This window comes from Schleiferilactobacillus perolens DSM 12744 (genome assembly GCF_001435585.1).
GTDB classification, from domain to species: domain Bacteria; phylum Bacillota; class Bacilli; order Lactobacillales; family Lactobacillaceae; genus Schleiferilactobacillus; species Schleiferilactobacillus perolens.
In genome coordinates this window covers 78,537-101,987 of the sequence record NZ_AZEC01000010.1, presented here as the reverse complement: position 1 = coordinate 101,987, position 23,451 = coordinate 78,537, and the positions used below count along the sequence as shown (strand labels likewise).

The 23,451-nt window shown below is 47.7% G+C and carries 23 protein-coding genes and 1 tRNA gene; 9 read left to right on the top strand and 15 right to left on the bottom strand.

The genetic code is table 11. The annotated features are described in order from the left end of the window. Positions 1-73: 73 nt before the first annotated feature. The 10 genes from FD09_RS10970 to FD09_RS10925 form a co-directional block, all read right to left on the bottom strand. Entirely contained in the window at positions 74-934 is an 861-nt protein-coding gene (locus tag FD09_RS10970; protein WP_057821287.1) for a WxL domain-containing protein, read from the bottom strand. Positions 935-1,084: 150 nt separating this feature from the next. Then, positions 1,085-2,077 carry a DUF916 domain-containing protein gene (locus tag FD09_RS10965; RefSeq protein WP_235812269.1) on the bottom strand — a complete coding sequence of 331 codons (993 nt, stop codon included), beginning with the start codon at positions 2,075-2,077 and terminating at the stop codon, positions 1,085-1,087. Positions 2,078-2,153: 76 nt separating this feature from the next. Continuing rightward, positions 2,154-3,041, bottom strand: a complete 888-nt coding sequence (locus tag FD09_RS10960; protein WP_057821283.1) for a hypothetical protein — start codon at positions 3,039-3,041, stop codon at positions 2,154-2,156. Positions 3,042-3,116: 75 nt separating this feature from the next. Next, on the bottom strand, positions 3,117-4,145 hold the full coding sequence (locus FD09_RS10955) for a DUF916 domain-containing protein (RefSeq protein WP_162261509.1): 1,029 nt from the start codon (positions 4,143-4,145) through the stop codon (positions 3,117-3,119). A gap of 55 nt (positions 4,146-4,200) precedes the next feature. Further along, entirely contained in the window at positions 4,201-5,451 is a 1,251-nt protein-coding gene (locus FD09_RS10950) for a WxL protein peptidoglycan domain-containing protein (RefSeq protein WP_083487801.1), read from the bottom strand. Then, positions 5,396-6,397 carry a DUF3324 domain-containing protein gene (locus FD09_RS10945; RefSeq protein WP_157053777.1) on the bottom strand — a complete coding sequence of 334 codons (1,002 nt, stop codon included), beginning with the start codon at positions 6,395-6,397 and terminating at the stop codon, positions 5,396-5,398. Before FD09_RS10945 ends, FD09_RS10950 begins: the two co-directional genes overlap by 56 nt. A gap of 272 nt (positions 6,398-6,669) precedes the next feature. After that, complete coding sequence (locus FD09_RS10940) at positions 6,670-7,830, bottom strand: hypothetical protein (protein WP_057821276.1); 1,161 nt, start codon at positions 7,828-7,830, stop codon at positions 6,670-6,672. Between the two features lie 135 nt (positions 7,831-7,965). Next, positions 7,966-8,433 carry a hypothetical protein gene (locus FD09_RS10935; RefSeq protein ID WP_235812268.1) on the bottom strand — a complete coding sequence of 156 codons (468 nt, stop codon included), beginning with the start codon at positions 8,431-8,433 and terminating at the stop codon, positions 7,966-7,968. Between the two features lie 122 nt (positions 8,434-8,555). Further along, entirely contained in the window at positions 8,556-9,107 is a 552-nt protein-coding gene (locus FD09_RS10930; protein ID WP_057821272.1) for a hypothetical protein, read from the bottom strand. 81 nt (positions 9,108-9,188) lie between these two features. Beyond that, entirely contained in the window at positions 9,189-9,638 is a 450-nt protein-coding gene (locus FD09_RS10925) for a GNAT family N-acetyltransferase (protein WP_057821270.1), read from the bottom strand. A 74-nt stretch (positions 9,639-9,712) separates the two neighbouring features. On the opposite strand from FD09_RS10925, the gene FD09_RS10920 reads away from it, so the two are divergent. Then, positions 9,713-10,528 carry a lp_1002 family arylesterase gene (locus FD09_RS10920; RefSeq protein WP_057821268.1) on the top strand — a complete coding sequence of 272 codons (816 nt, stop codon included), beginning with the start codon at positions 9,713-9,715 and terminating at the stop codon, positions 10,526-10,528. Positions 10,529-10,551: 23 nt separating this feature from the next. Further along, positions 10,552-12,084 (top strand): glycosyltransferase, encoded by a 1,533-nt coding sequence (locus tag FD09_RS10915; protein WP_057821265.1) that lies wholly within the window; start codon positions 10,552-10,554, stop codon positions 12,082-12,084. A gap of 55 nt (positions 12,085-12,139) precedes the next feature. Here FD09_RS10915 and FD09_RS10910 read toward each other — a convergent pair whose 3' ends face one another. The 4 genes from FD09_RS10910 to FD09_RS10895 form a co-directional block, all read right to left on the bottom strand. Next, positions 12,140-13,960 (bottom strand): hypothetical protein, encoded by a 1,821-nt coding sequence (locus FD09_RS10910; protein ID WP_057821264.1) that lies wholly within the window; start codon positions 13,958-13,960, stop codon positions 12,140-12,142. Further along, positions 13,960-15,882, bottom strand: coding sequence for a coiled-coil domain-containing protein (locus FD09_RS10905; RefSeq protein ID WP_057821262.1), 1,923 nt, complete (start codon positions 15,880-15,882; stop codon positions 13,960-13,962). Before FD09_RS10905 ends, FD09_RS10910 begins: the two co-directional genes overlap by 1 nt. 64 nt (positions 15,883-15,946) lie before the next feature. Further along, positions 15,947-16,756, bottom strand: coding sequence for a hypothetical protein (locus FD09_RS10900; RefSeq protein ID WP_057821260.1), 810 nt, complete (start codon positions 16,754-16,756; stop codon positions 15,947-15,949). After that, positions 16,753-17,940, bottom strand: a complete 1,188-nt coding sequence (locus tag FD09_RS10895) for a YncE family protein (protein ID WP_057821258.1) — start codon at positions 17,938-17,940, stop codon at positions 16,753-16,755. Before FD09_RS10895 ends, FD09_RS10900 begins: the two co-directional genes overlap by 4 nt. A gap of 127 nt (positions 17,941-18,067) precedes the next feature. Between FD09_RS10895 and FD09_RS10890 the strand changes: the two genes are divergently transcribed. The 7 genes from FD09_RS10890 (at position 18,068) to FD09_RS10860 (ending at position 21,934) form a co-directional block, all read left to right on the top strand. Further along, complete coding sequence (locus FD09_RS10890; RefSeq protein ID WP_057821257.1) at positions 18,068-18,835, top strand: nucleoside phosphorylase; 768 nt, start codon at positions 18,068-18,070, stop codon at positions 18,833-18,835. 48 nt (positions 18,836-18,883) lie between these two features. Next, positions 18,884-18,957, top strand: a tRNA-Arg gene (locus FD09_RS10885). A gap of 242 nt (positions 18,958-19,199) precedes the next feature. Next, complete coding sequence (locus FD09_RS10880; protein WP_057821255.1) at positions 19,200-19,490, top strand: type II toxin-antitoxin system Phd/YefM family antitoxin; 291 nt, start codon at positions 19,200-19,202, stop codon at positions 19,488-19,490. Then, positions 19,490-19,753 (top strand): Txe/YoeB family addiction module toxin, encoded by a 264-nt coding sequence (locus tag FD09_RS10875; RefSeq protein WP_057821254.1) that lies wholly within the window; start codon positions 19,490-19,492, stop codon positions 19,751-19,753. Before FD09_RS10880 ends, FD09_RS10875 begins: the two co-directional genes overlap by 1 nt. A gap of 166 nt (positions 19,754-19,919) precedes the next feature. After that, positions 19,920-20,270, top strand: a complete 351-nt coding sequence (locus tag FD09_RS10870) for a magnetosome magnetite crystal formation protein family (protein ID WP_057821252.1) — start codon at positions 19,920-19,922, stop codon at positions 20,268-20,270. A gap of 126 nt (positions 20,271-20,396) precedes the next feature. Then, positions 20,397-21,059 carry a sunset domain-containing protein gene (locus FD09_RS16770; protein ID WP_235812267.1) on the top strand — a complete coding sequence of 221 codons (663 nt, stop codon included), beginning with the start codon at positions 20,397-20,399 and terminating at the stop codon, positions 21,057-21,059. A 14-nt stretch (positions 21,060-21,073) separates the two neighbouring features. Next, entirely contained in the window at positions 21,074-21,934 is an 861-nt protein-coding gene (locus FD09_RS10860; protein WP_057821248.1) for a DNA/RNA non-specific endonuclease, read from the top strand. A 57-nt stretch (positions 21,935-21,991) separates the two neighbouring features. On the opposite strand, the gene FD09_RS10855 is transcribed toward FD09_RS10860, so the two are convergent. Further along, entirely contained in the window at positions 21,992-23,416 is a 1,425-nt protein-coding gene (locus FD09_RS10855) for a sugar porter family MFS transporter (protein ID WP_057821246.1), read from the bottom strand. Positions 23,417-23,451: the final 35 nt, after the last annotated feature.

The following is a 23,451-nucleotide window of genomic DNA, read 5'->3' as shown; positions in this document are numbered from 1 at the left end:
GATTAGTTTAGAAAACCGACCACCTATTTTTTGACTCACCCAAAACCACTCCATGTCCATTCAAAGTAAACAACTAATTTACAGGATTTTGTTGCAAGGTCCAAGTTAACTCGCCCTTAAAAATCCCTTGTTGTTGTTTACTCGGAGCAACATACAATAGTGCCGAATTGGCTTTTGTAAAATCAAGCTGATAAGAACCTGGCGAAACCGTTTGAGTCTTCCCCGGGACTTTGAGCAGCGTCTGCGCATCACCAGCAACACCGGCATCCAACGTGACAGCAGTTTGAATGCCAGGATTGGCAATCACACCCTCACCAACAATTAAGTTAGGACTGTAAGCTTCATCGCCAGCATATGGGGTGAAGGCACCATTTGCATATGTACCCATATAGGCACTGCCAGAATTGGAATTTTTATTATCACTTGAACCGACCACATTAAATGCCAACAGTGCTGAAGTCAAGGGCACCACTTCTGCTCCACTGGCACTCGTGGCTGTGCCGTCAGCGGCCACATTGAAAGTCCGAGTTAACGCCTCGGATACTTTGACACTCACGTTCCAACCACTCGTACTACCCGTCTGATCAGTGACAATTAAGCTTCGTGAACCAGAAGCATTGGCCGAAGTAGACGCATCACCGAGCATCGGAAATGCTTTAAAACCAGTCGCCGTTTTAACACCAACTGCTGGTGGCAAATCAATCGTCCCAGCTTCGCCGAGACTATGAATACCGAAATCAAAGTTTGGTACCTGATCCAACGTCAGAACACCTGGTTTGAAGCCAACACCAAAATCCGATATGCCAGAATTGTCCTTTACTTTATCAGTATTATCTGTGGCATTATACGAGTTTGGTGTGCCTGCCGGCAATGCAGGGGAATCTGCAGCAAAAACACTGTTCAACGGCATCGCCGATAGCGCAAGCACTGCCATCGAAACTCTCCCTAAAAATCTACTGATTCTCATGATCGTTATCCTCCCAGAGGCTCATCTACTACTACACTTTCATTTTACCGGATTATTTGACCCACATAGCGCATCTTTTACAAGAAAACTTACTAAGAAATGACTCTGAGTTCCTAACTAGCGAGCCATTTTCTGTCCCCTGCGTTTGCCGCGATACCAAACCAATACACTGATGGAAATAAACAGTAGCGTTGTCAAAATAAAACCGATAATCCACCAGCTCTGATTGTTCTGAGCAGCAGGCTGAGTTTGATTTACGCGAGAAGCCTGTTCAGACGAAACAATGAGCTGACGCGTAAACTCCCAGTTCCTCTCACCTGCACTAAACCGGTAATTCAGGATGTAGTGTCCTGGTTGAACTGTACCGCTGCCCCAAGATGTAAACATCTCAAAATACGAATTTGGGGCGATACCAAAAGTGGACTGTTTCCGTCGGAAGCTATTGGTGGAATCATCTCTGTCGTGCACATCAATGGTACCGGTGACTTTGCCACTGAATGCAGGCTCAATATTTCTAACCCGTGTCTGGATCGCACCACCACCGAATGGACTAGTGACTATCCTAGGATCGCCCAAATCCAAGTTGGGGACCACAGTTTTGGAAGATGGTTTTGTGCTGCGTAAACCCACCGGAATGGCGACTCGAATATCGTTTTTTATCTTGTGTGATTTTGTGTCGTCTTGTACGCTGGGCTTACTGCTTGAACTGAAGATAAACGAGCCGATAATTAATCCGTCAAAGGGTTTAACTGGTGTTTTCAGCCTTAGAGAGATTGTCGTTGTCTCCCGAGGAGCCAAATTAATTGACGATGGGCCTTCAAACAGTTCACCAATCGAATACCGAGCAGATGGATCTGGCTTTACCCCTGGTTGCGTATAACTGACAGCTCCAGTAAGATCAGTAATCGGCGCAGTTGCACTGATATGAACGACGTTATCCTGCTTACTTAAATTGGCCAGATTGACTTGCAGTTCCTGCTTTTGATTAGGTGCCACACGGATATCGAAGAATTCAATTCCCTTTGTCACTTGGTTTTTCGGTAGAACTGCCTGCACGTCAAAAGAAGGTGTATCAGCCTGAACAGTCGATACACCATTAGTGAAGAACAAAATGACTGTTGTCAATAATAAACTGGCTACCACTTGCCATCGACGCACATGCTTTCCCACCAATCTGTCCAATTAATTACGATCCTGAAGTGCCATCTGGCCAACCATATGCTGGTGCGCCCTTACTCAAAGTCCACACAAGATTACCAGTCAACACTTTGTTGAAGTTAGCTATTTGTGACTTCAAAGGTACATAAATTTGAGCGGAGTTTTTAAATGGAAAGTTCAACCGATAATATGGATTTGTGTGTGTGTCATCGGTGACTAAACTCGGATCAATCTTATTAGTGGTACGACCGAACACAGTTATCCCTGTGTATGTCCCCGTCGGTTGCCACCCAATCGGAATAAAGCCAGAATACTTAATTTCAGAAATGGAAGGTTTCGTTACCGCCGATCCGTCCATGTAATGCTGGTCACCAGCTGGCAATGTGTTAATCACCCAAGTTTCCTGATGCGTGCTTGCCCACTTTGTATCCGCAAACACACCATTGTCGTCACCAATGAGAACTGTTACCCCTCCCGTTTGGGTCGTACCTGTAACGGTAGGACTGTTGAAAACAATAGAAGCGTTGGCTGCCGTCGTATCTGCCGCGTTAGCCGACTGATCTGGTTGGTGTTGAGCGCTCACTGACCACCCATCTTCAGCAGTGGACGCAGCAGATTGGTTGGGCACACGAACTGTTAACGCACGAACAGTATTGTTGAAAGTTGGATCGGATCCCACTCCGGAACCAGCTGTACCGATTAAACTAAAGAGGCCAACTCCATTGGGTTGATTGTCTTTCCCAAAATCGAAGTTAGGCACCTGCATGATCTGACTGCCACCAGTGAATGTCACAGTCGCCGTACCACTGCCCGTATCAGTATCCGCTTGTGTAGAATTTGTTGCCAAAACCGCTCCCCCAGCTGCAATGATCGCAGCAACACAAATATTGAGGAATCCCCAACGATTTTTCTTCATTCCGAATCACTTCCTTACCCTCATCTTATCCGAAATTCAACCGCTTGCGTATCCAAAAACCACAAATAGTTTTCTCTATTTGTGTTGTTTTCGCTTTTTCTCCCAAGACAGACGTTTGTTCCTGCCCTTATCCACAGCATAGAAGTAAATTAGCACCCACGCAGTCACCAATAGTACGATAGTCAGTACAACTAGCATAATAATTGCGCCCATGTTGAGTTGTGCCGGCTTTTGATCATAGGCTGCTACGCGACGGACCAATGTATTTGAAATGGAGAAATTACGGGTGATTTCTTGCTTTTTCAAATTACGACCAAACACGGTTAATTGAAGCTGATAATCGCCTGCTGTTAATTTCTTAACGGGAAATGTCCAGTCGAAACGCGAATTAGGAGCAATACTCTGCCCGTACTGAGTGTTTTTGACAACAGATTTCTTTGTCCCGCGATTAATCACTTTGACATCCGTTTGGATGCCGCTAATGTTGATTTGATACGCATTGATGGTTGGGACACGTAGGACCATCTTATTAGCAAGGACACCCGGGGTCACTTGCGACCCAAAAGACAATTTTGGCGTCACATTCGCATCCTGTCCTTGTAACACCACACTCAGATTATATTCGACTTGTTGATGAAGAGTAATGTTTCCCTTAGCCGCATCGCTCACCTTGGCAACGGTTCGAATACCACCGAGAATAATTCCCTGGTACGCCTCAGGAGGCGCTTTGATCGTAAACGTTACCGTCTTCTCATGTCCAGGCTCAACTGTGACATCTTGTGCCCTTTTACCAACCACTAGTGAAGAAAAACCAATCGTCGTTCGAGGATATAACTGCGCACTTTTTTGATCATAGACGATTTTGGCATTATCGGCCGTGATACCATCGTTTGCTTGAACGTTGACCGTAATGGGCTTGCGTCCAGTATTCACTATCTGCGTGTCCAATTGTTGTCTCTGATCAGGATTCAACTGTAATACCCAGTAATTCACTTGTGGATCAATTTGATTGTTGGGTAGTAATGCACGGATGGCGTACGCCTTATCAGCCTTTGCAGCCGATGTGTTACTCTCTGCCGCAAAGGCTTTTGTACCACCAAACACAAAGCACAGTGCTCCAACCAATAGGAGCCATCCAATTAGTTTTCGCTTTTTCATATCAGCGGCCCTTTTTTCTGTTCGGTGCCTGCTTCTGTCTTCTTTGTCGTGTCGCTGTACGAGTTGCTAAGTGGCGCGGTTTGTACCGGAGAGAACGGTGAATGAACAACACGACAATAATAATCAAAATAAAGAGAGCAAGGATGCCCAACAAATACGCCCATGTGTAATCATAAATTAGGTTTTTGGACGCTTTATTCACTTTGTCTGCCTGTGCTTTGGAAATATTAAAGGTGCCGCCAAATTTCCATTTGGTCTTACCAGTCTTAGCGGTCCCATCAACGACGTACTTTCCAGCCTTAATAGGCGTCTGTTTCTGATTGAAACCAACTGGCATTATTGAATTGGGCGCAACATTATCGTAGTTCAAATCTGCCGTCATCGGCTTCAGTCCCAAATTCATCCATTCTAGAATCCCCTTGCGCTGAATTTTCATGTAAACCACAACGTTTTTCATAATTCCTGGTTGCGTATTGGCCAAATTCACAAAAACATAGGGTTGCTGGTTAATTGCATCAGTTTCAATTCCCGTCAGCACCAAGCTGCCACCCACTGCGCGATTGGTTTCTGTTAACCAAACAGGAACAGCCACAGTACCCGCAGCTTCCCCCTGCTGCTGATCATAGATATAAAGTCCACCCATCAGCAAGCCGATAAACTTCTCTTGAGGAATCTTTAGCGTAAACGTGACATCTTTGGTCTGTTGTGGATCCATCTTCACATATTTACGTTTAGTGATATCTTTGAAAGCATACCGTAATTTACTATCACCAGCACTGACATCCCGGCTATAAACAATTTTACCTTCACCTGATGTCGCAGCGTTTCTAGGGACAACCGCTAGCGTAATTGGTGAAGAGCCGAAGTTAGTGAATGAAACTGTGATTTTTCGTGTTTGTCCCGGTTTGACGATTAATTGAAACCGATCCGTAACATCTGATCCTTCAATCATCGGGGTAACAGACACACTAGAAATATCTGCAGAAACGTTTTGACGAAAAGGAGTCGGCCCTAAAAGCGCACAAATCACCACAATTAAAGCAATTAAAACGCTACTCAACACACTCTTTTTTCGTATCAACATCAACTTGCACCCCTTTGTCGTCTTCCACTTAATGATACCAGACAGCACCCTTGTTGCAACAAATAAAAAGCTCTCTGCATTATCGCAAAGAGCCCTCGTAGTGACTAAGAAATTAAGACCGAGTAGAACGTGTTGGATTGTTGTTTTGCTTGTTCTTCTTTCGTCCATAGTAGTATGCAATTACAATGATCAACACGATCAACAGAATCGCTAAAATGATCCAGAGCCAAAGATAATTGGGTTTGAAACCGGCTTGATTATTCAATCGCTGTGCATCGGCATTACTGATTGTAAAATCACGTTCAAAGTTCCAGTTTTGAACACCACCAATGTTAGACTTCCATGATAGATGATATTTGCCAGGCTCTAACGGCTTGCCCTGCCAGCTAATACCAAAATCGTAATTCGAATTGGGCGCAAATGATGTCTTGGTGACTTTGGCAGAGTGAAGAACCTTCTTGGACCCCTTGCGGGTAACCGTGGCATTAATATTCAAATCATTCTGCGTATATGTTGGCCGCGTATTCTGAACATTCACAGCAATACCAAGCGTGTTCATCGGCAGCATTTTGGGACGAATGGTATTAAGCCGTAATTTAATAGTGGAACTATAATTAGCATCTGTACGCATTGCCAGAGGGACAGTTAATCCAAAGCGCTGATGCAATAATGTCCCCTTTTGCTCAGTGGTGGTAGTATCCTCATTCATCGGAATCGCAATAAAACCACCAAGCAGATATCCCTGCCAGCCAGAACTAGGAATGTCTAAATTGAACATGACATAACCAGTGGATTGTGCATTAATCTTAACATTTTGCACTTGTGGCTTAGGAACAAAATCGCTAACGTAATACTTGATTGTGTTATCCTTGGCGATTTGTGATTTGGGTTGTGTATATTGAATACTGCCATCACTGTCGGTGAAGGACGTGTTCAGCTTTACTTGAATAATACGATCCTTATTTTCCTTGTTTACCAGTTTAAGCCCAAGTTCCTGACGTGTGCCTGGTTTAGCAATGATGTTAAAAGCACCATTATCACCGCCAACCTGATTATCGGGATAAACAGGAGAAATGCTAAATCCCGCCCCAACCGCATGTGCTTGTTGCCCCATGAACAATAACAACACGCAGCAAGTGATAAGAGCCAAGACAGCTGGGATAACTAATTGACTTAATTTCTTTAAGAATTTCAAAAAAGGCCACTCCCTACTTTTTCGTCTAATTAAATCATACCGTAAAAAACCGAATATAGGAATGCTTTTGTAAGCAAATTGTGTAATTTTTATTCAGAATTAAGTATATACAAATAGTTAGTAGAATATTCCCACAAAAAAACAGGTACCGCAAAACATATGCGATACCTGTAAGTTTAATTGACTTGTTATTAAGCCTGAGGAGCTGCTGCGTTTAAGATCCAATAAACAGGAGCGTCCCAAGCACCTTGTGATACATTGGCGCCGACCTTCAAGCCAACGCCTTCCTTGGCACCAGCTTTGGCAAAGTGAACAGCCGCAGTACCAAATGATGCACCGCTAGTGGCTTGTGCAATTTGCATTGCAGAACCGGTATCAGAAGCAGTTACACCACCATTATTATCAGCAGCAGTACCAGTAGTACCAGTGAATGAAAAGCTATTAGCAGCATCCTTATCAACGACACCAGTTACCTTTGTCAAATCAGGCAGAATCAATGAGAACCCACTACCAGCATCTACACTGGTACGAGCATTACCAGCGGCATTCAATTGTTTGAAGTCACCTAATGCAACGCTCAAAGTATACCCCTTGCCATCTTTAGAAGATGAAGACAAAGTCGCACGACCTGTATCTTTAGCAAAGGCAACAACAGCAGCAAATTGATCATCTGTCAAGCCAGCAATATCAGGATCTTGACTAGCCTTAGGTGCAATCGCAGTCTTGTCAGCAGTAAGGGTTAACGTCTTATTAGCAATTGCTTTGGCAACAGTATCAGTGATCTGAGCTTTTTGTTCAGCACTGAGATTACTACCAGAAACTGCATTAGTAACATCAGTATCAGTAGCAGGAAATGGCGCTGCTGAATAAGTTGCAGCAGACGTTGAACGACTATCAGTGATCTGTAAATCACCCTGGTCGTTACCATCATCAGAAATAGCACCGCTAAAGTTTTGCAGTGCTGCCTTAGCACCTGGCACTACAGTACCAAAGTTGAAATCAGGAACTGCATCCAAAGTAAGGTACCCTTCAATAATCTTAACTACAGCATCAGATGTACCAACTGCAGTACCAGAAGAAGCATTAGCACCAGAACCAGCGACATAACCAGGTGCATATCCAGTAACCTTATCGCCATCTTGGTTACGTTTGTTTTGCAACAAATTGGCACTGGCTGAAGTAACTGATACATTACCTTCATTGTCTTGTGTGAGCATGCTATTCTTATAAGCAGCTGCACTTTCAACAGCGCTGTTACCAGTAGCCGCATTAGCAATTACAGGTGCAACGGCACCCAATACCATACCTGCAGCAGCTAAAGAACTAAGTAAACTTGACTTAGTAAACTTCATGATATTATTCCTCCCAAATATTTTCGTTGCTCTCTTCAAGCAACCTGAAATAAGATATTGTGAACCAACTTCACACTTTCATCATACTGTTCTAAAACGCCTGTGTTGTCAATTTTGACAAACAATTGTTTCAAATTATGATTCAGTGCGACGCTTGATAGAAACAGTGTATCCAATTGCTGCCAAGACCACTAATCCAACTCCTCCAATGATTTGGAAGTGATAAGGATCAGGGACTTCATTAGTTTGTGGAAACTTGGCATTGTAATTACCAACATTAACCATGGGCTGAGTCGTGCCCGCTTCACCTTTGCCTTGGTTATCATTTGACTGGCCGCCCTCTTCACCAGGCTTGCCATTGTCATTACTCATGATCTTAACCTGAGCATCAGATGTCTTCGGGTTCTTCCCAGTTACCCCAGATCTTGAACTGGCAACTGGTTGCGCTGTTTTTACCTCACTTCCACTATCAGCATCGCTTGCCGCCAACGCGGAGGCACGTGATATGCCAATCACGGTGCCGACAAGAAATAGAAACAGTGCAGCAAAGAACAATATCTTCTTCCAGTAAGGCCGTTGATTCGAACTTTGTCTTCTCATCAACATTCTGCCCTCCCCCAAAGAAGTATTTGAATTCCTTGTGACTCTATAATATCAACCGGGAGGGGAGGACTGGCATCATGTTTTGATAATAATTCTTGTAAAATGTGAATTTTTATCGAAGATTACTTCGTTAGGGCATAAGAATACTCGCCTACATGGGGATTTGACGGGTTTGTTTGCACAGAAAATCCGACTTTCTGGAATAGGTCACTGATCCGCAACAAGTCATCCACCCCATCGAATGACGATACCACCCCATCAATATGGGTGTAGCCATTACGCCGGGCCAGCCCAATTAAGCCCTTTAAGGCGACTGTGGCCAATCCATGATTTTGGTAATCAAAAAAAGCCAGACTAGACGCCGCACCAAGTGTTTCTAGTACAATGATATGCATTGTCTTTTGCCAAGGATTGTAATTGAACATCAATTGGGTCTGGTATTCAATGATGGCTCGGTTGTGATTGTCCAGATTCTTATATGGTGTAAATACGTAGATTGACGCCGTTTGTTTCTGCTGCTGATCTGCGCTGAAATCCGTATAGGCGACATAATGGGTGACCCGGGGCTCATTGCCAGATGGTTCATCCAATTGGGTGAGGACATGTAATTGAGAATCTTTCCGAATCTCTTGAATGCGGGCACTCAGCACCTTGGATAATAATGCTGTATTCACGGTCGTTCCTTCCTCTCCGAAGAACAAAATACTCCGTGAATAGTATACCATAGTTTCAGAAAGCACCCGCCATTTACAAAGTCATTTCCAAATGAAAAATCGCACGGTTGCGGGATCTTGTTGTACCCACGCAGGTATTTGATCGTGAATTTGGAATCCCACATTTTTGAAAAAGGCCTGGGCAATCAAGTTTCGACTGTCGACCACCGCCGCTAATTTCAACTTTCTTTCCATTAAAGATCGCACTACCCGCTGACCCACCCCTTGCTTTCGTTGGTCAGGATCAATAATGAGGCCGATCTCCCAATAATCGGCTGGTCGTGGTGTGAGTTCCAGGTAGCCGATGACATGGTCCTTTGACACGATGGCGCGAATATGGGGATCTTGCGCAAACACATGTACCCGATACATCGCATCTGCTAAATTTTGCACGGTATAAAAGTCCACAGTGGCATCTGTGTGAATCCGTTGACCCCATTCAAACAAGTCTGCCGCATCTTTATCTTGGAACCGGCGCAATTGGATTGCCATTTGTTACCCTCCAAACAAGTCTGTCGGTGCGCTACAATAGAAGTGTTAACTATTGATTAAAAGGAGCGGACGACGTGGAACAAGTCAAAATTGATCTGAACGGCCCTGCTTACGCGCAAGGTTATCTCCATACCCCAAACGAGGAAATTGGGCGCACGACCTACCCCGTCATAATGATTGTCTCGGGCGGGTCTTATACCCACATTCCGGAACATCAGGCAGAAGATTTGGCGCTAGCTTTTTTTGCCCGTGGTTTTCAAGCCTTCTATTTAAGATACCACTTCATTGGTGAAACGAAACCCTTGCTGCCGCAACCAGTCTATGACCTCGGTCAGGCACTCGCAGCGATTCGCGATCACCAACATGCGTGGGCAGTGAATCCAGAGCAAATGGTCATCGCCGGTTTCTCCGTGGGTGGTCAAGTAGTCAGCCTATATGACACGATGCATTCTGAAACGGACTTTGCAGAGAGGTCAGGCATTCCGGCACCAGTGAGCCCAAAGGCCGTCATCTTGGGATATCCCGTCACTCGGTTGGACGATCAGTTTCCACCGCGAGACAAGATTCCGCTGATTCAATTAACGGACAACATCGCCAGTACAGATGCACGCGCGCACAATGTGACACAAGCAAGTCCCACCTTTATTTGGGGGACTGCGGCGGACAATGTCATTCCTGTGTTCCATTCACTGAATTACGCGGCTGCCTTGGCTAAAGCAAAGGTGCCATATGAATTGCACACCTTCTCAGAAGGCCCCCACGGTTTGGCCTTGAGTAATGTCCTCACTGCTTGGCGACCAGGGACAGATTTACCACATGTGGCTCACTGGCTGCCATTATCCTTAGAGTGGCTGCGCTCTCTCGGTATTGAATCCGTTCCGACAAACTAATATTAAATAGGGGGAAACGAAAAATGAATTATTTTGTCACCAATACTGTTGGCGAACAAAGCTCCGGTATTGAGCACTCTGAAATGAAAAGATTGAATCTGTTTCTGGATCACGGTGTCCCGGCAAAAGTGGTCACAACGAATTATTATTCCCGTTTCCATCGCAACTTCGCCGAAAACGGGTTGTCCGACGAAACCAGTTTGAACATGTTCGATTATTTCCTAGGAAATCTTTCTGTGCCCATACAGGAAAATCCGGCCAAGGCCTGGTTAGCCAAACAAGACGGCGAAATTACTGATCTGGGAGAAGAAACGGACAATGATAAAATCAAAATTCATGGCTGGAAAGTGGTTAACGGTAATCAACAAATGTTGATTCGGGAAGATGTCAACGACGGTCAAATCAGTTCGATCGTTTACGGCACCATTGATAACCGCGTTATTCACAGTGAAATCTATGACGATCGCGGTTTTCTCAGTCAGGACAACATCATGACCAGCGATGGTAAGTTGAAGGAACAACATTTCTTTTCCCATACTGGGGAAGAAATCATTAATTGGCGCTTGAAAAGCAGTGGTGTGACTCAGTCTATTTTTTTGAAATACAAGGATGAGCAACGGATCTTCATGAATAATGACGGGCTGAAAACCTTCTTCTTGGACGAAATCAACACTATCGCTGGCGGGGACAGCCTCATTATCAGCGATCGCTATGAAAATACTCCTGCTCTGGCGAAGATGACTACCCCAGCGCGCCGTTACGTTTACATTCACAACGTCCATGTCAATGATCCCTCTAACTTGAACGATCCTGACTTGAATTTCAACTACCAGTACGTCCTGACCAATCCACGCAAGTTCAGCGGTATCATTGCTTTGACAGAACATCAGAAGGCCGACATTCAAAATCGCTTCGGCAAGGATATCAATATCGTTGTCATCCCCGGTGGGACGACAACCACTCCGACTCCCATTTCTATTGCGAGTCGCCCGCGTCAACACCACTTGCTGGCGGTCGCCCGGATCTCACCAGAAAAGCGACTGGATCTGGCTGTTCAAGTCGCCGCCAAAGTGAAAGAAGAAATACCCGATGTCATCCTGGACGTGTATGGTTTCGTGACCGACCAGCGCAGCGGTATTGTGCTAAATAATACCGTTAAGCAGTTGGACATGATCGGCAGTGTCCACTTCTTCCAGTACACGCACGATATCCAAAAAGTCTATGACGAAAGCGTTCTGGCCATCTCCACCAGTCGCAGTGAAGGGTTGCCTTTGACCATGCTCGAAGCCGAAAGCAATGGCCTACCGATTATGGCCTTCGATATTCACTACGGACCCAACGAAATCATTAACAACGGCGAGAGCGGTTATCTCTTCAAGGATGGTGATGTGGACAGCATGGCTGCTGAAATCATCAAAATCTTCAAAGATCCGTTCTTGCACCAGAAACTAAGCAACGGTGCCTATGAAGCAGCCAAGAAGTTCTCACCGGAAAACGTATGGAAACAATGGTTGCAAATCGCCAAGATTGACGAAAAAGAACCGGCTAGCAAATAAGCAACCCAAAAAAAGACGATGCGCGAGAAAAAACACATCGTCTTTTAATTTACGTTCAATCAGTTAATGTCTCCACATGCACACTTGGCAGCGTCTCCTCTGCTGCCTGCTGCAAGTTTGGATCACTGACATACGCCGTCTCCAGCGGGATTTCGCCGCCCAGCAGTTCCGCCCAAATTTGCGGGGTACTCTCCGGCGTCAGAATCGGTACCACCTGTAAATCCGTCCGCTCCTGCAATGACTTATTCAGCAGCAAATGCGGATTGGCTGGGGCCACCAATATACTGCCCTGGGGAACAGCCTGGCTTAACCACCACGCAGCCAGTGCATCATCACTGGTAAACTCCTGCAGCACGTGCCGATCTTCCGCCAATACATGAATTTGCTCCTGGTTGTTTTGATACTCCTTGATCAACACGACGGAACCATCTACCCGATAGAAATTTTCGTTGGTCACCCGGCCGGTTTGGGTGTTAACGGATTGGGTAACTGCCACCCGGCCATCGGGATCCCAGAAATCACGGCGTTGCGCACCGCCAGGTAGATTGAAGTACGTGACAGACCGAATCTTACCGTTTTGCCGATACTGCACCCGAGCAGCCAGCTTGTTCGCCGGTGTTAAGTATTCTACTGTTTGATTATCCGGCGTCGCCCGGGTCACCCAATCCGGTTGCACATTCAACCGCGCTTGGGCAGCCGGTTGCTGGGTCTGCCGTAACGCCGTGTACATATTCGTCCAAGCCAACTGGGCAGGACGATCTTCACCCAGTAATTGTTGCAGCGCCGCCATGTCCTCTTCCTCGTAACCCGTGGTGTATAAATGAACACTCTGCGTGCCGTCAGTTACTAATTTTTGCATCACGCCCTGCAGAGCAGCGACATGGGCGGCATTCTTGGGCAAGAGCGGTAAGATCAAGGCCACTGGGCCTGCTGCAGGGGGTGCTGGCGTCGGTGCACTACTGTCGGCCGCCGAATTTTGGGCCTCAGCCACCGTCTGTGTCCCCACAATATCATTCAATGCGGTAAGCAGCGGCTGGAGATCTGTCAATTGTTCACTGACCGTATTCGCCGCATCCTGAGTCTTATCCCGGGCAGCACTGATTTGATCGCTCATTTTCTGCAGTCCTGCTGCCTGAGCTGCCAGTTCCTGAATATGCTGCTGGAAACGAGCCACTTGACTAGGCTGGCGCCGTTTGGCCTCCTGCAACTGGCGGCTCTGCGTATCCCAAGTGGTCATTTGTTTCTTAGCGTCTTCAATTTTATGGTTCACCTGGTCAATATCCCGTTGGCCGTCTGTTAAGGTTTGTTGAACATCTTTAATCTGACTAGTCAAGTCTTCCCGTTGACCGCGCAAGGCATCAATATTACCCTGCTCTTCATTTGTGACCGCGATCATATCATGCAAACTCTTGGCCTTGCGAATCTTGATGGCAATATGGTTTTCTTGCGCCACAATGTCTTGTAATTGGGATTGTAAACCGGTCAGGGTGTGGCGCTGTTCTTGCTGAGTCGTCAACAAAGGCTGTAATTCCTGTTGATAAGCAGGAATCGTGTCGCGATTCATGGCTTCAATCTGGTTTTGCAAATCGGCGACTTGGCCGTCAAAATCCGGCGGATCGTCAATGGCCTGCTGGTCCGCGGCGGCATCCTTGGCGTTCGCTGTCAAGGCGTCTTGGTTTTCCTCTGCCAGCTTATCCAACCGAGCCAATTGCAGCTTGATGCCCTCGGCCACCTTTTGCAAATCCTGCTCAAACTGATCGGCTAATCTTTGCCACTGACTGGTTTGTGTATCCATTCGCCGGGCGGCCGTTTGGCGTTGCTGCGTCAACTGATCCACTGTACCTGTAATCGTCTGCAAATCCTTATGCGCATCCATCAATCTTCATGCTCCTTTGTTAAATCATCAGCACTCGTCAACATATCCATCGTCACCACGGGAATTGACCAGCCTACCAACTGTTGTAACGTCGCAATATCACTCGTATCCGGGGCCAGCAGCCAATGGACCCCGCTGACCTTTTCTGCCAATTGCGGATCGGTCAAGGTACGATCTCCGAGCAATGGAATGACGTTTTCCTGTAGCGGACCTTGGACCACGCTGGCACACAATGGATCATCACCCATCGCGACCACCGTAGATGTCTGGGCAATCTGGTCATGCGCCAGCCAGTCCGCTTGAAAGGCGGCCAATGACGGCCATTCCTGAGTTTTGCCATTAAAGAAGGTCGTCACCGGCGCGGTGCTTTGACTGTGAGTCACTTTCAATACCGGTGAACGATCCTGCCGATAGTAAGTGACTTCACTGACGTCTCGCCGATGCACGATGATTTGGGTGTACCAGGGTGTGTGCTGCGGGGCGTAATAATCGTATAAATAGTGGGTGTCATCCACGGCGTAACCGATCCAGTTCAAAGAGCCATCTGGACGATACAACGCACGGTAGTCCCCCACCTGTTTGTCTTTGCCCGATACCATATCCGCCCCATCCTTGGCCTTTTTGAGCGGTACCGAAACAGGAAGTTCCTTCATCGTAAAGGGCTTGGCTTGACCGACATTCTGCAACGTGGCAAAAAATGAAGCAAATTGCAGGTTGGGGATATCGCCGATTTCCGCCACAAAATGGCGTAAGTCTTCGGTGAACTGAGGTGAAAAATCCATGACCAATACGCGCACGGTGAGACCGTGCTGACTTAAAAAGCGGAATAGGGCTGCCAAATACTTCAGCAGGACTGGTTCCAGTTTTGTCGGCAATTGGGGCAATACAAATAAGTACGGCCGCTGAGTCGGCAGGTTAATCGCTGGCACATGCACATCCGCTTGGGGCACAGGTCCCGTTGCAGGCGCCGGCGGCCGCTGAATTTCACTGGCCACTGGCGCACTGGATTGACTCACCCTGACCGGCTGCTGCATGACCACCGCCCGGGCCATTTCGGCCATCGTCAACAAGCCAGTGGTCAGCTGCTGCTCCACGTTTTTGATTTGTTGCTGCAGTCGTGTTCCCGCGGCGGTGAGTTTAGTCTGATCTGCCTGCCATTGGTCGATTTGATCCTGAATCTTAGCAGCTTTTTCTTGGGCATGATGCAGCTGCTCCTGGATGGGCCGGGCCGCATTGATCTTGGCACTCAACTGCTTGGCCTGTTCCACGAGCTGCCCGCGCTGGTTGATCTCGGCACTGAGGTCGTTGTTGGCTTTCGTCAACTGCGCTGTGAGATTATCCACTGTACTTTGCGCAATGATGCGCTGATCTTCCAATGCAGCAATCTGCCGGTTCATATCCGCCGCCTTATCCGCTTGGGCCGTCAGCATCGCCGTGATCTTCGTGAGATCCGTCTCTTGGCGAACTGCCTCCTCCTGGCGATGCAAACTCGCCCGCAGAATATTTTGCTTATTCTGGGCCCCCTGCAGCGTATTTCTTGCAGTATCTCGTTGGGTCTGCAAACGGCTTTCTTCCGCTTGTTGACTTGTGATCTGCCGTGTTAAGGCGTCAATTCTATCCTGCAAAGCTTGCCGTTGGCGCGGCCACAATTGGGGATCCATGGACTGGGCCTGAATATCTGCGACTACCTGCTGCTGTCCCTGCAACTCATTCTGCAATTTGCTGATGGCTTGTTGTACGCGACCTTGTTCGAGTTGGAGGGTATCCAAGGACTCATAGATGGCCCGCAAGTATTCTTTGGTCACCTGCTGCAAGCGGGTTTTGGCGTGGTCAAAATAGGGGCTGATCTGCTCCATTTTGGCATTCACCACAGCCAAGGTGGTGGCCACCCCGCTATTCGTCCCTGTTGTCTTCTCTGCCAAGGTATTCCCTCCAATCCTTTACACTAATTCTAGTATCTCGTTTTGTTCGCCATTGTGCAACGGACTACATGGAAAAAAGCAACACTAGTGCAATCGCCGCCCGCTCCAGGACAATCACCCCGATCATTGGCACGAACACGTTGCGAGTACGGCGATAAGCCCACAGCATCGGAATAGCCATCATGCCATTGATCCACACATTCTGGGCAAAATTGGGATTGAGCGGCGTCGTCATAATACCGGCATAGGCTACTGCAGCGACAACATAAATCAGGAAGGTCGTTAATCCCCGCAAAAAACGACTCGTTTGTGGAATGATATGCCGCCCAATTTGATACAACGCTAAAAAGATTAAAATCAAGGCCAGAATCTGCCCGATCATCATGGGCACATACCGTGCCGTCACAACCCAGTAATTCGACCAGGAATCGAATTGTCCAAGGTCCAGCGCACTATCCGTATTCACAAAATATTTGGCATGGACGAAGTCAGCAAAGAAGTTGCCAACAAAGAAGAACAGCCAGGTGAGTAACCCGTAGCCGAAGGTCATGAACCCATCCCGCACGCGCCAGCGCGGGAAAAGCTTGACGATACCCGCTTTGCCAAAGGCCCACCAAGCACTGGCCAGGACCAAGCCGAGAAACAGCAAACCGGCACCAATCAGGCGCAAATCCAAACCAAGGCTGCCATGCATCCGAAATTCAGTCACCGATGGTGTGAAATAAATGCTCAGTGGATTCTTGGTGTTGAACAGTAAATAGATCAGCCAAATCGTGGCCAATACTTTGATCCATTCATTGATCGTCGCAATCGGCTGATCTTCACTGAATAATGACGGCCACAAGCGGCGTTTCGTTGATTGTTCTTTCATCATTTCTTGCTGTCCCCTTCCTGTGCCAGCTCCGCATCCACAATCGCCTTAAAGGTCTTCAAGTTCATGTGCACTAACCGATCGACATGATCGTGACTGGTCTTACGATAAGCGCGCGCAGAGGACTCAAAGTTGGCCCATAAGGTGTCGCCGTTCGTGGAAATTTGTTCCAAATGGGACGGTGCATAGAACCGGGCTAATGCATCCTTTTCCCGATACACTGTCCGATTGCGGTTGTCAAAAATCCATAGCCGGGAACGACCAGGACCATAGGATTGTGACAGAATGATGTAGTTCTTGTAAAAGGCCATCCCTTGCACTTGGGTCAAAATATCTTGGCGCAAAACAGCATTCGATAAAGTTTCCAAGACGTTGTTGCCCACCTTGACAGAAGAAGCCCCGATCAGCTTGCCGGTCTTACTTAAATTATAATGTTGAATATTGCCGGTTTGGCGTGGGTTGAAGAAGCCTACATAGAGCTTGCCCGAATCATATGTGACAAACGATGCCCGGGTGATGGAACCTAATAACGCCCGTTGATGATAGGCAATCGGCTTTTCCGTTTTATTGAGATCATAGCCTTCAATGGCTTTCATCGTAATGGAAACCAATTCGGATTGATTATTGCGGCGGCTGCAGACCCACACAAGTTGGTTGCGCGGATCATAACTGACTCCGCCAACATGGGGAGTGCCCTTTAAAACGACGGTTTTGATGTATTTGCCAGTTTTAGCATCCGAGACATACAAAACCGAGTTGTGGAAGCCGTCATGGTCATAGGCCGACGTGATTAAATATTTGCCAGCCACCACTACGCCCTGAGGTGTCATGGTCGTACACATTTCAACAGTGCCATCTTGGACGCTGATCGACTGTGTGGCATTGGTCCCGGGCATGATCGGAAAATCACTGTACCCGCCCAATGAGGACTTGCCCGCTTCGATATCTTCCACAGTGGTGACCCGAGCAAAGGCGTCAAACGCTTTATATTTTTGCAGCGTCTTCTTAAACTGGGCTTCCGTATACACCGGCTTCGTGCTGGTCGTCGTCAATGTTGTACTAGGCTCAGTCTCTTTCAATTTTAAATATTGGGCACCCCACCCGTAGTATCCTAAACACAAAGCAGTGAGTAGGGCAGTGATACCCAGTATCCACCAACTTTGTTTGGTGACACTTCTGATCCTCATAATCTTCCCCCATTTGCAACAATCTAATTGTAGTATACGCTATTCTACCGAATTCTCGGGGCTGGTTTCCACAAAAAAGCTTTGTGGTATGATGGGTTCAACCCTTTTCAGAAAGCATGATGTTGACATGGCAGAGTTACCTATTTTGAACTACGATTCCTCACCTGATGCGGTCATTAATCCCTTCCGCAATGAAGGCTATCGATTTCCAGAAAAAATGTTGTTGGCATTCGTCACCATGGACCATCTCAATACATTTTATCAAGAATACCATGCGCAAATCATCGGTGAGTTGAAGACTTTTTCCAACATTGTGCAAGTCCGGCAAATTAACGTCCACGGCGAAGCCATTGGTATTTGTCCGGCAGTCATTGGTGCACCCGCCGCGGCCCAAATCATCGACTTCCTCATTGCTTACGGCGCTAAGCAAATCATTGCCGTCGGTTCATGCGGTGTGTTGCTAGATAAACCGGAGAATGCCTTATTAGTCGTCACTGAGGCACTCCGGGATGAGGGCACTTCCTACCATTATTTGCCGGCGGCACCTAGCATCGTGTTGGATGCTGATATGGTCAAAGAAATTCAGGCCAGTTTGGAGAGTGTCGGGCAAAATACCCGGACGGTCAAAACCTGGAGCAATGATGCCTTCTTCCGGGAAACACCTGCACTCATCAAGCAATATACCGCCCAAGGATATGAAGTCGTCGAAATGGAATGTGCCGCGATGGCAGCCATTTGCCAGTTCCGGGGTGCCAAGTTTGGGCAAATTTTGTTCACCGCCGATTCTTTGGCCAACCAGAAAAACTACGATCCGCGGGATTTTGGCCGAGCTTCGCATCCGCGGGCGCTGACTCTCGGCATCAACTGTTTGGCCGATTTACCCGCTCTTTCGTGATTTACCCTTGTCACCAACGCGTTTGCGCACTAAGATAAAAGAGTGTTTGGCTCCCTAGCGTAACTGGATAGCGCAACGGTCCTCGGAACCGTGTGTTGTGGGTTCGAGTCCCACGGGGGCCATTGAATAGAACGGAAGATCCTTGAGATGGCGCATTTTATCTGACCGATGGGCACAAGCTGCGCACCGCAATCTCAAACTCCAATTTATCAGCTCGCTGCTTGCGGGCTGTTTTTTTGCAAAAAAATAGACCCCAGGGCCAATACTATTTCAAGTCCAACTGGTTGACGTACGTAACTACGTGCGGTATATTATGGGCGTACGGAATCACGTACGTACCGTTTGCTGAAAGGAGCATAAAAACATGCGAGACGTTTATACACCAACCAAGGCACGGGCTGATTTCTACAACCTTATTAAGGAAGTTAACAACCAATCCCGTCCAATTACGATTGTACCAGCGACCGGTGAAGAGAATGCCAGCGCCGTATTAATTAGCAAGCGCGACTATGAGGCCCAGCAAGAAACAATGGCCTTACTTGCCAACGGTGAATTACAGTTCGCGCTTAAACATAAAGACGACACTGACACAATTGACGCCAACGAGTTAACCCGTTTGCTTGACGCAGAAGGCGACGACGGGGATAACAAATAATGGCGTGGGATGTACGGATCGTAGCGGCCGCCAAGTACGACGTTAAACGCGTACTACGTAGTCCCTACCGCGACACTTATCTGTCAATCCTGTCAGGCCTGTACCGTAACCCGTACGAGCCAACGCACTCATTTGAAAAGCTGCAGCCGCCTGCCGCTGGTTTGTACTCGAAACGTATCACAGGCGAACACCGAGTGGTATACAGTGTTGACAAGGACAAACGACGCGTGAAAATCCTTGCGGCATGGACACATTATCAATAAGCCACTGAATGACGTCGCTAATTGTCGCGGCGTTTTTTTATTGCTCACCACCATCTAACACTTCCGTCACTTCGAGGCTTTGCTATATCAAGCGCATCGACTTCTTCATATAATAATGATGAAGAGATTGAAAAGCTGAGACTGTTTCCTGTGAGGAGGAATTCCCATGGTTCAAAATCCAGAGCACGATAGAATTATTGATGGCCTATCCTATCTGTCCATTCTTTTTGCCCCTGTCCTATTTCCGTTAATTGTTTGGTTGATTTCTGCGCACGGATCCATGACCCGGTACCACGCTAGACGTGCCTTGTTTTTACATCTGGTACCGATTCTGATGTTGTTTTTCGGCACCGCCATGTTTATGCCCCTGGCTCTCTTTTCCTTTCCTGGACCGGGATCAAGCGCCGGCGCCTGGATCGGTATTCCCATTATGATTGCGGCGATCGTCGTGGATTTGGGTCTGGTGATTTACAATATCGTATTAGGTGTCCGCATCTTAATGGGTAACGATCAGTAATTTCTGGAAGCGTGTCGAAACTTTTGCGGCACGCTTTTTTTGTGTCCTCCGCACCTACAAATTACGCAAAAAATTTGATATGATGCTTTGTGGAACAATGCACAAAAACGGGGAGGATCAATCATCATGAAGAAAAGAACAAGAATGGGCTGGCAGCATGTCGGGTTGCTCCTGGCAGCTTTTGCAATGGCCCTAGGAATGGCGGGATGTTCAAATAGCGGCGCGAACCAATCGGCCACATCCGCTGAAAAAGCCACGAGTCGGCAATTGACGGCGAAAGAAAAAACCGCTCTAGCCGCATCCCGTTCCTTAGGGTCGAAAGAAGCCAAACAAGCCACAACATCAAATGCCCTTTCAGAGAAACGGGCCAAGCTGGAAAGTGAAAAAGACGCCGCCGATCAAGCTAAACGGGCCAGTGAAGAAGCGGCGTCTTCATCCAGCCAAGCGGCTGCGGAATCGTCCAGTCGTGCAGCCGCAGAAGCCTCATCCGCCGCGGCTGAAAGCAGTAAACAAGCGGCTGCAGCAGCCAGCAGTCAACAAGCCGCTGCGGCGTCCCAATCCCAGGCGGCCGCTGCCGCTGCGCAACAACAGCAACAAGCGCAGAGTCAAACACCCACTAACAAAGGGGATTTGTATACTAACTCCGCCGGAAAAATTGTCGGCAATAGCCGCTCTAAGATCTATCATGTTCCTGGCCAAGCCGGGTACCATATGAATTCGGCCAATGCCGTTTACTTCGATACAGAACAGGACGCGATTAACGCCGGATACCGGAAAGCATTGCGCTAGGGGGCGACTATATCATGAAAAAAATGAAATTTTCAGCCATTCTATTACTTGCGGTCGCCCTGTTAGCCGGTTGTTCAACGCCCACCGAATCGGCGGCAGCCAAGAAAAACAGCACACTGAGCACTCAAGTCAGTCGGCTCACCAAGCAAAACAAAGCGACCGCGGCACGCATTGCAGATGACAAACAGTCGATGGCTGATGACCAATCGACCATTGCTGACCTGCAAAAGGAATTAAACAACGACAAAGCCGCGGTCGCCAGCAGCACTAAGAAGGAAAAGGCGCCTCAAAAGAGTGCCACCGATCTGGCCAATCTGAACTACGACGGTACCGGTGAAATTGTCGTGAACAATAACGATCCAGGCTTCTCCGCCGCCGATCTCAGCACGGCAAAAGGAGCCTGGGAACAATACGCCGATTTAGATAAACTGAACCGGGCCACCGACGCTAACGCGTTGCTGAATCATTCCTTGATGCCCACCACGAAACGGACTGCGCTCACCTGGGATCCCACCGGCTGGCGAAATAAGCGCACGGCCCACGGCTGGCTATACAACCGCAGCCACCTCATTGGCTTCCAGTTGTCTGGTGAAAACAACAACCCGAAAAACTTGATCACAGGCACCCAAACCCTGAACAACCCGGAAATGCTGGCCCACGAAATGGATATCGCATACTACTTAAAACAGAGCAATCAACATTTTGTCCGTTACGAAGTCAAGCCCATCTACCGCGGCGATGAACTCGTTGCCCGGGGCGTGCAGATGCGGGCGCAATCAACTGGCGATAACACGATTCGGTTCAATGTCTATATTTTTAACGTTGAACCTGGCTACACCATTAACTACACTGACGGCACCAGCGTCAAAGGATAACGTCCCCAAAAAATGGTCCGCTTCTCATGATGGAGAAACGAACCATTTTTTATCTCGCTATTTATTGTTGGGCTGGTGCAATGCAAACCGTGCAGGCCCGCCAGCGGCTTTGGCTTGTCGTTGAATAGTCTCCAATGACTTGCCGGCTGTTTCGGGGGCGAACTTTACCACGAAAAGCAGCGCCAGAATATTAGTGATAATAAACACACCGAAAGATCCGGCCATGCCAAGACTATGGACCAAAATCGGGAACGTGTAACCCACGGCGAAGTTGCTGATCCACAGGAAGAATGTGGCAAACCCCATTCCCATACCGCGAATACGATCAGGAAAAATTTCTGACAGCAGCAACCAAGTCATCGGTGAAATAGCGCCCTGGAAAAACGCTAAGAAGAGCATCGTCAACCCGACCGTCAAGTATGGTTGAATCGTGGTTCCACTGAGAAATCTGACCACCAAGGTAATGCCGGTCATCACCCCAGTCGTACCAATCAGACCAGTAATCAAGATTGTCCGGCGTTTGACACTGCGCATCAAGCGAATGGCCGCCAATGACATGACGACCGACACGACCCCATTGGCAATATTGGCAATCAATGCGCCATCCCGGCCGAAGCCAGAATCCTGCAAAATCGTCGTGCCATAATACATGATGATATTGACTCCCGCAATTTGCTGGGTAATCCCCAGACCAATTCCAATCAGAACAAGTCGCCGGACCCAGGGAATACCAAGATCACGAAAAGTGGGTTTCTTCATATTTTTTTCAGTCTGAATCGTCTTCTTCATTTCTGCGATTTCCAATTCTGCTTGGGCATTCGATCGAATTTCGTGAAGAACTCGCAAAGCTTGGGCATAATAACCGTTAGTCGCTAACCATCGTGGCGACTCTGGCACAAAGTCAATCCCGATCCATAACACGATTGCCGGGATCGTAGCCAGGACAATCATCCACCGCCAGATGCCATGGACGCCACCAAACGTGGTCCCTAACACGGCATTTAAGATGAACGCCAACAATTGACCAGTAACGATCATCAAATCATTTTGCGTCACCATCTGACCACGAATGTTTTTCGGCGCAATTTCTGCTAAAAAGCTTGGTACGAGTACGGATACGCCACCCACGGCAACACCTAAGAACAGGCGGGCAATAGCCAACACTGGTGCACTGGGCGATAAGGCGCTCAGGGTTGTCATTAAGGCAAAGATCACAGCCAATATGCGGATCGTCCATCTTCGCCCCTTTTTATCCCCAATTCGGCCAATGCACATCGCACCAACGGCCGCACCTAACGTCAGGGAACTGGTGACTAATCCCTGCATCTGCGGATTCATATTCAGCTCGCTCGCCTGGGACATAAACGGTAGCGCCCCATTAATTACTCCGGTGTCATACCCAAAGAGCAGCCCGCCACAGGTCGCAATTAATGAAATGATCCGTAACCGTCGCTTCTTGGTTTTGGATAAATCATCCGTCATCGATGCATCACATCATTAATGTCCATGTTTCGTAT

What these genes read in the sequence shown, in the direction of transcription:
- FD09_RS10950 (WP_083487801.1), bottom strand. Translation starts at nt 5,451, where the DNA reads ATGGACGAAAGAAGAACAAGCAAAACAACAATCCAACACGTTCTACTC.
- FD09_RS10855 (WP_057821246.1), bottom strand. Translation starts at nt 23,416, where the DNA reads ATGACGGATGATTTATCCAAAACCAAGAAGCGACGGTTACGGATCATT.
- FD09_RS10910 (WP_057821264.1), bottom strand. Translation starts at nt 13,960, where the DNA reads ATGGATGCGCATAAGGATTTGCAGACGATTACAGGTACAGTGGATCAG.
- FD09_RS10915 (WP_057821265.1), top strand. Translation starts at nt 10,552, where the DNA reads ATGAATTATTTTGTCACCAATACTGTTGGCGAACAAAGCTCCGGTATT.
- FD09_RS10900 (WP_057821260.1), bottom strand. Translation starts at nt 16,756, where the DNA reads ATGATGAAAGAACAATCAACGAAACGCCGCTTGTGGCCGTCATTATTC.
- FD09_RS10960 (WP_057821283.1), bottom strand. Translation starts at nt 3,041, where the DNA reads ATGAAGAAAAATCGTTGGGGATTCCTCAATATTTGTGTTGCTGCGATC.
- FD09_RS10940 (WP_057821276.1), bottom strand. Translation starts at nt 7,830, where the DNA reads ATGAAGTTTACTAAGTCAAGTTTACTTAGTTCTTTAGCTGCTGCAGGT.
- FD09_RS10860 (WP_057821248.1), top strand. Translation starts at nt 21,074, where the DNA reads ATGAAAAAAATGAAATTTTCAGCCATTCTATTACTTGCGGTCGCCCTG.
- FD09_RS10945 (WP_157053777.1), bottom strand. Translation starts at nt 6,397, where the DNA reads ATGGGGCAACAAGCACATGCGGTTGGGGCGGGATTTAGCATTTCTCCT.
- FD09_RS10970 (WP_057821287.1), bottom strand. Translation starts at nt 934, where the DNA reads ATGGCAGTGCTTGCGCTATCGGCGATGCCGTTGAACAGTGTTTTTGCT.
- FD09_RS10880 (WP_057821255.1), top strand. Translation starts at nt 19,200, where the DNA reads ATGCGAGACGTTTATACACCAACCAAGGCACGGGCTGATTTCTACAAC.
- FD09_RS10875 (WP_057821254.1), top strand. Translation starts at nt 19,490, where the DNA reads ATGGCGTGGGATGTACGGATCGTAGCGGCCGCCAAGTACGACGTTAAA.
- FD09_RS16770 (WP_235812267.1), top strand. Translation starts at nt 20,397, where the DNA reads ATGAAGAAAAGAACAAGAATGGGCTGGCAGCATGTCGGGTTGCTCCTG.
- FD09_RS10925 (WP_057821270.1), bottom strand. Translation starts at nt 9,638, where the DNA reads ATGGCAATCCAATTGCGCCGGTTCCAAGATAAAGATGCGGCAGACTTG.
- FD09_RS10870 (WP_057821252.1), top strand. Translation starts at nt 19,920, where the DNA reads ATGGTTCAAAATCCAGAGCACGATAGAATTATTGATGGCCTATCCTAT.
- FD09_RS10895 (WP_057821258.1), bottom strand. Translation starts at nt 17,940, where the DNA reads ATGAGGATCAGAAGTGTCACCAAACAAAGTTGGTGGATACTGGGTATC.
- FD09_RS10890 (WP_057821257.1), top strand. Translation starts at nt 18,068, where the DNA reads ATGGCAGAGTTACCTATTTTGAACTACGATTCCTCACCTGATGCGGTC.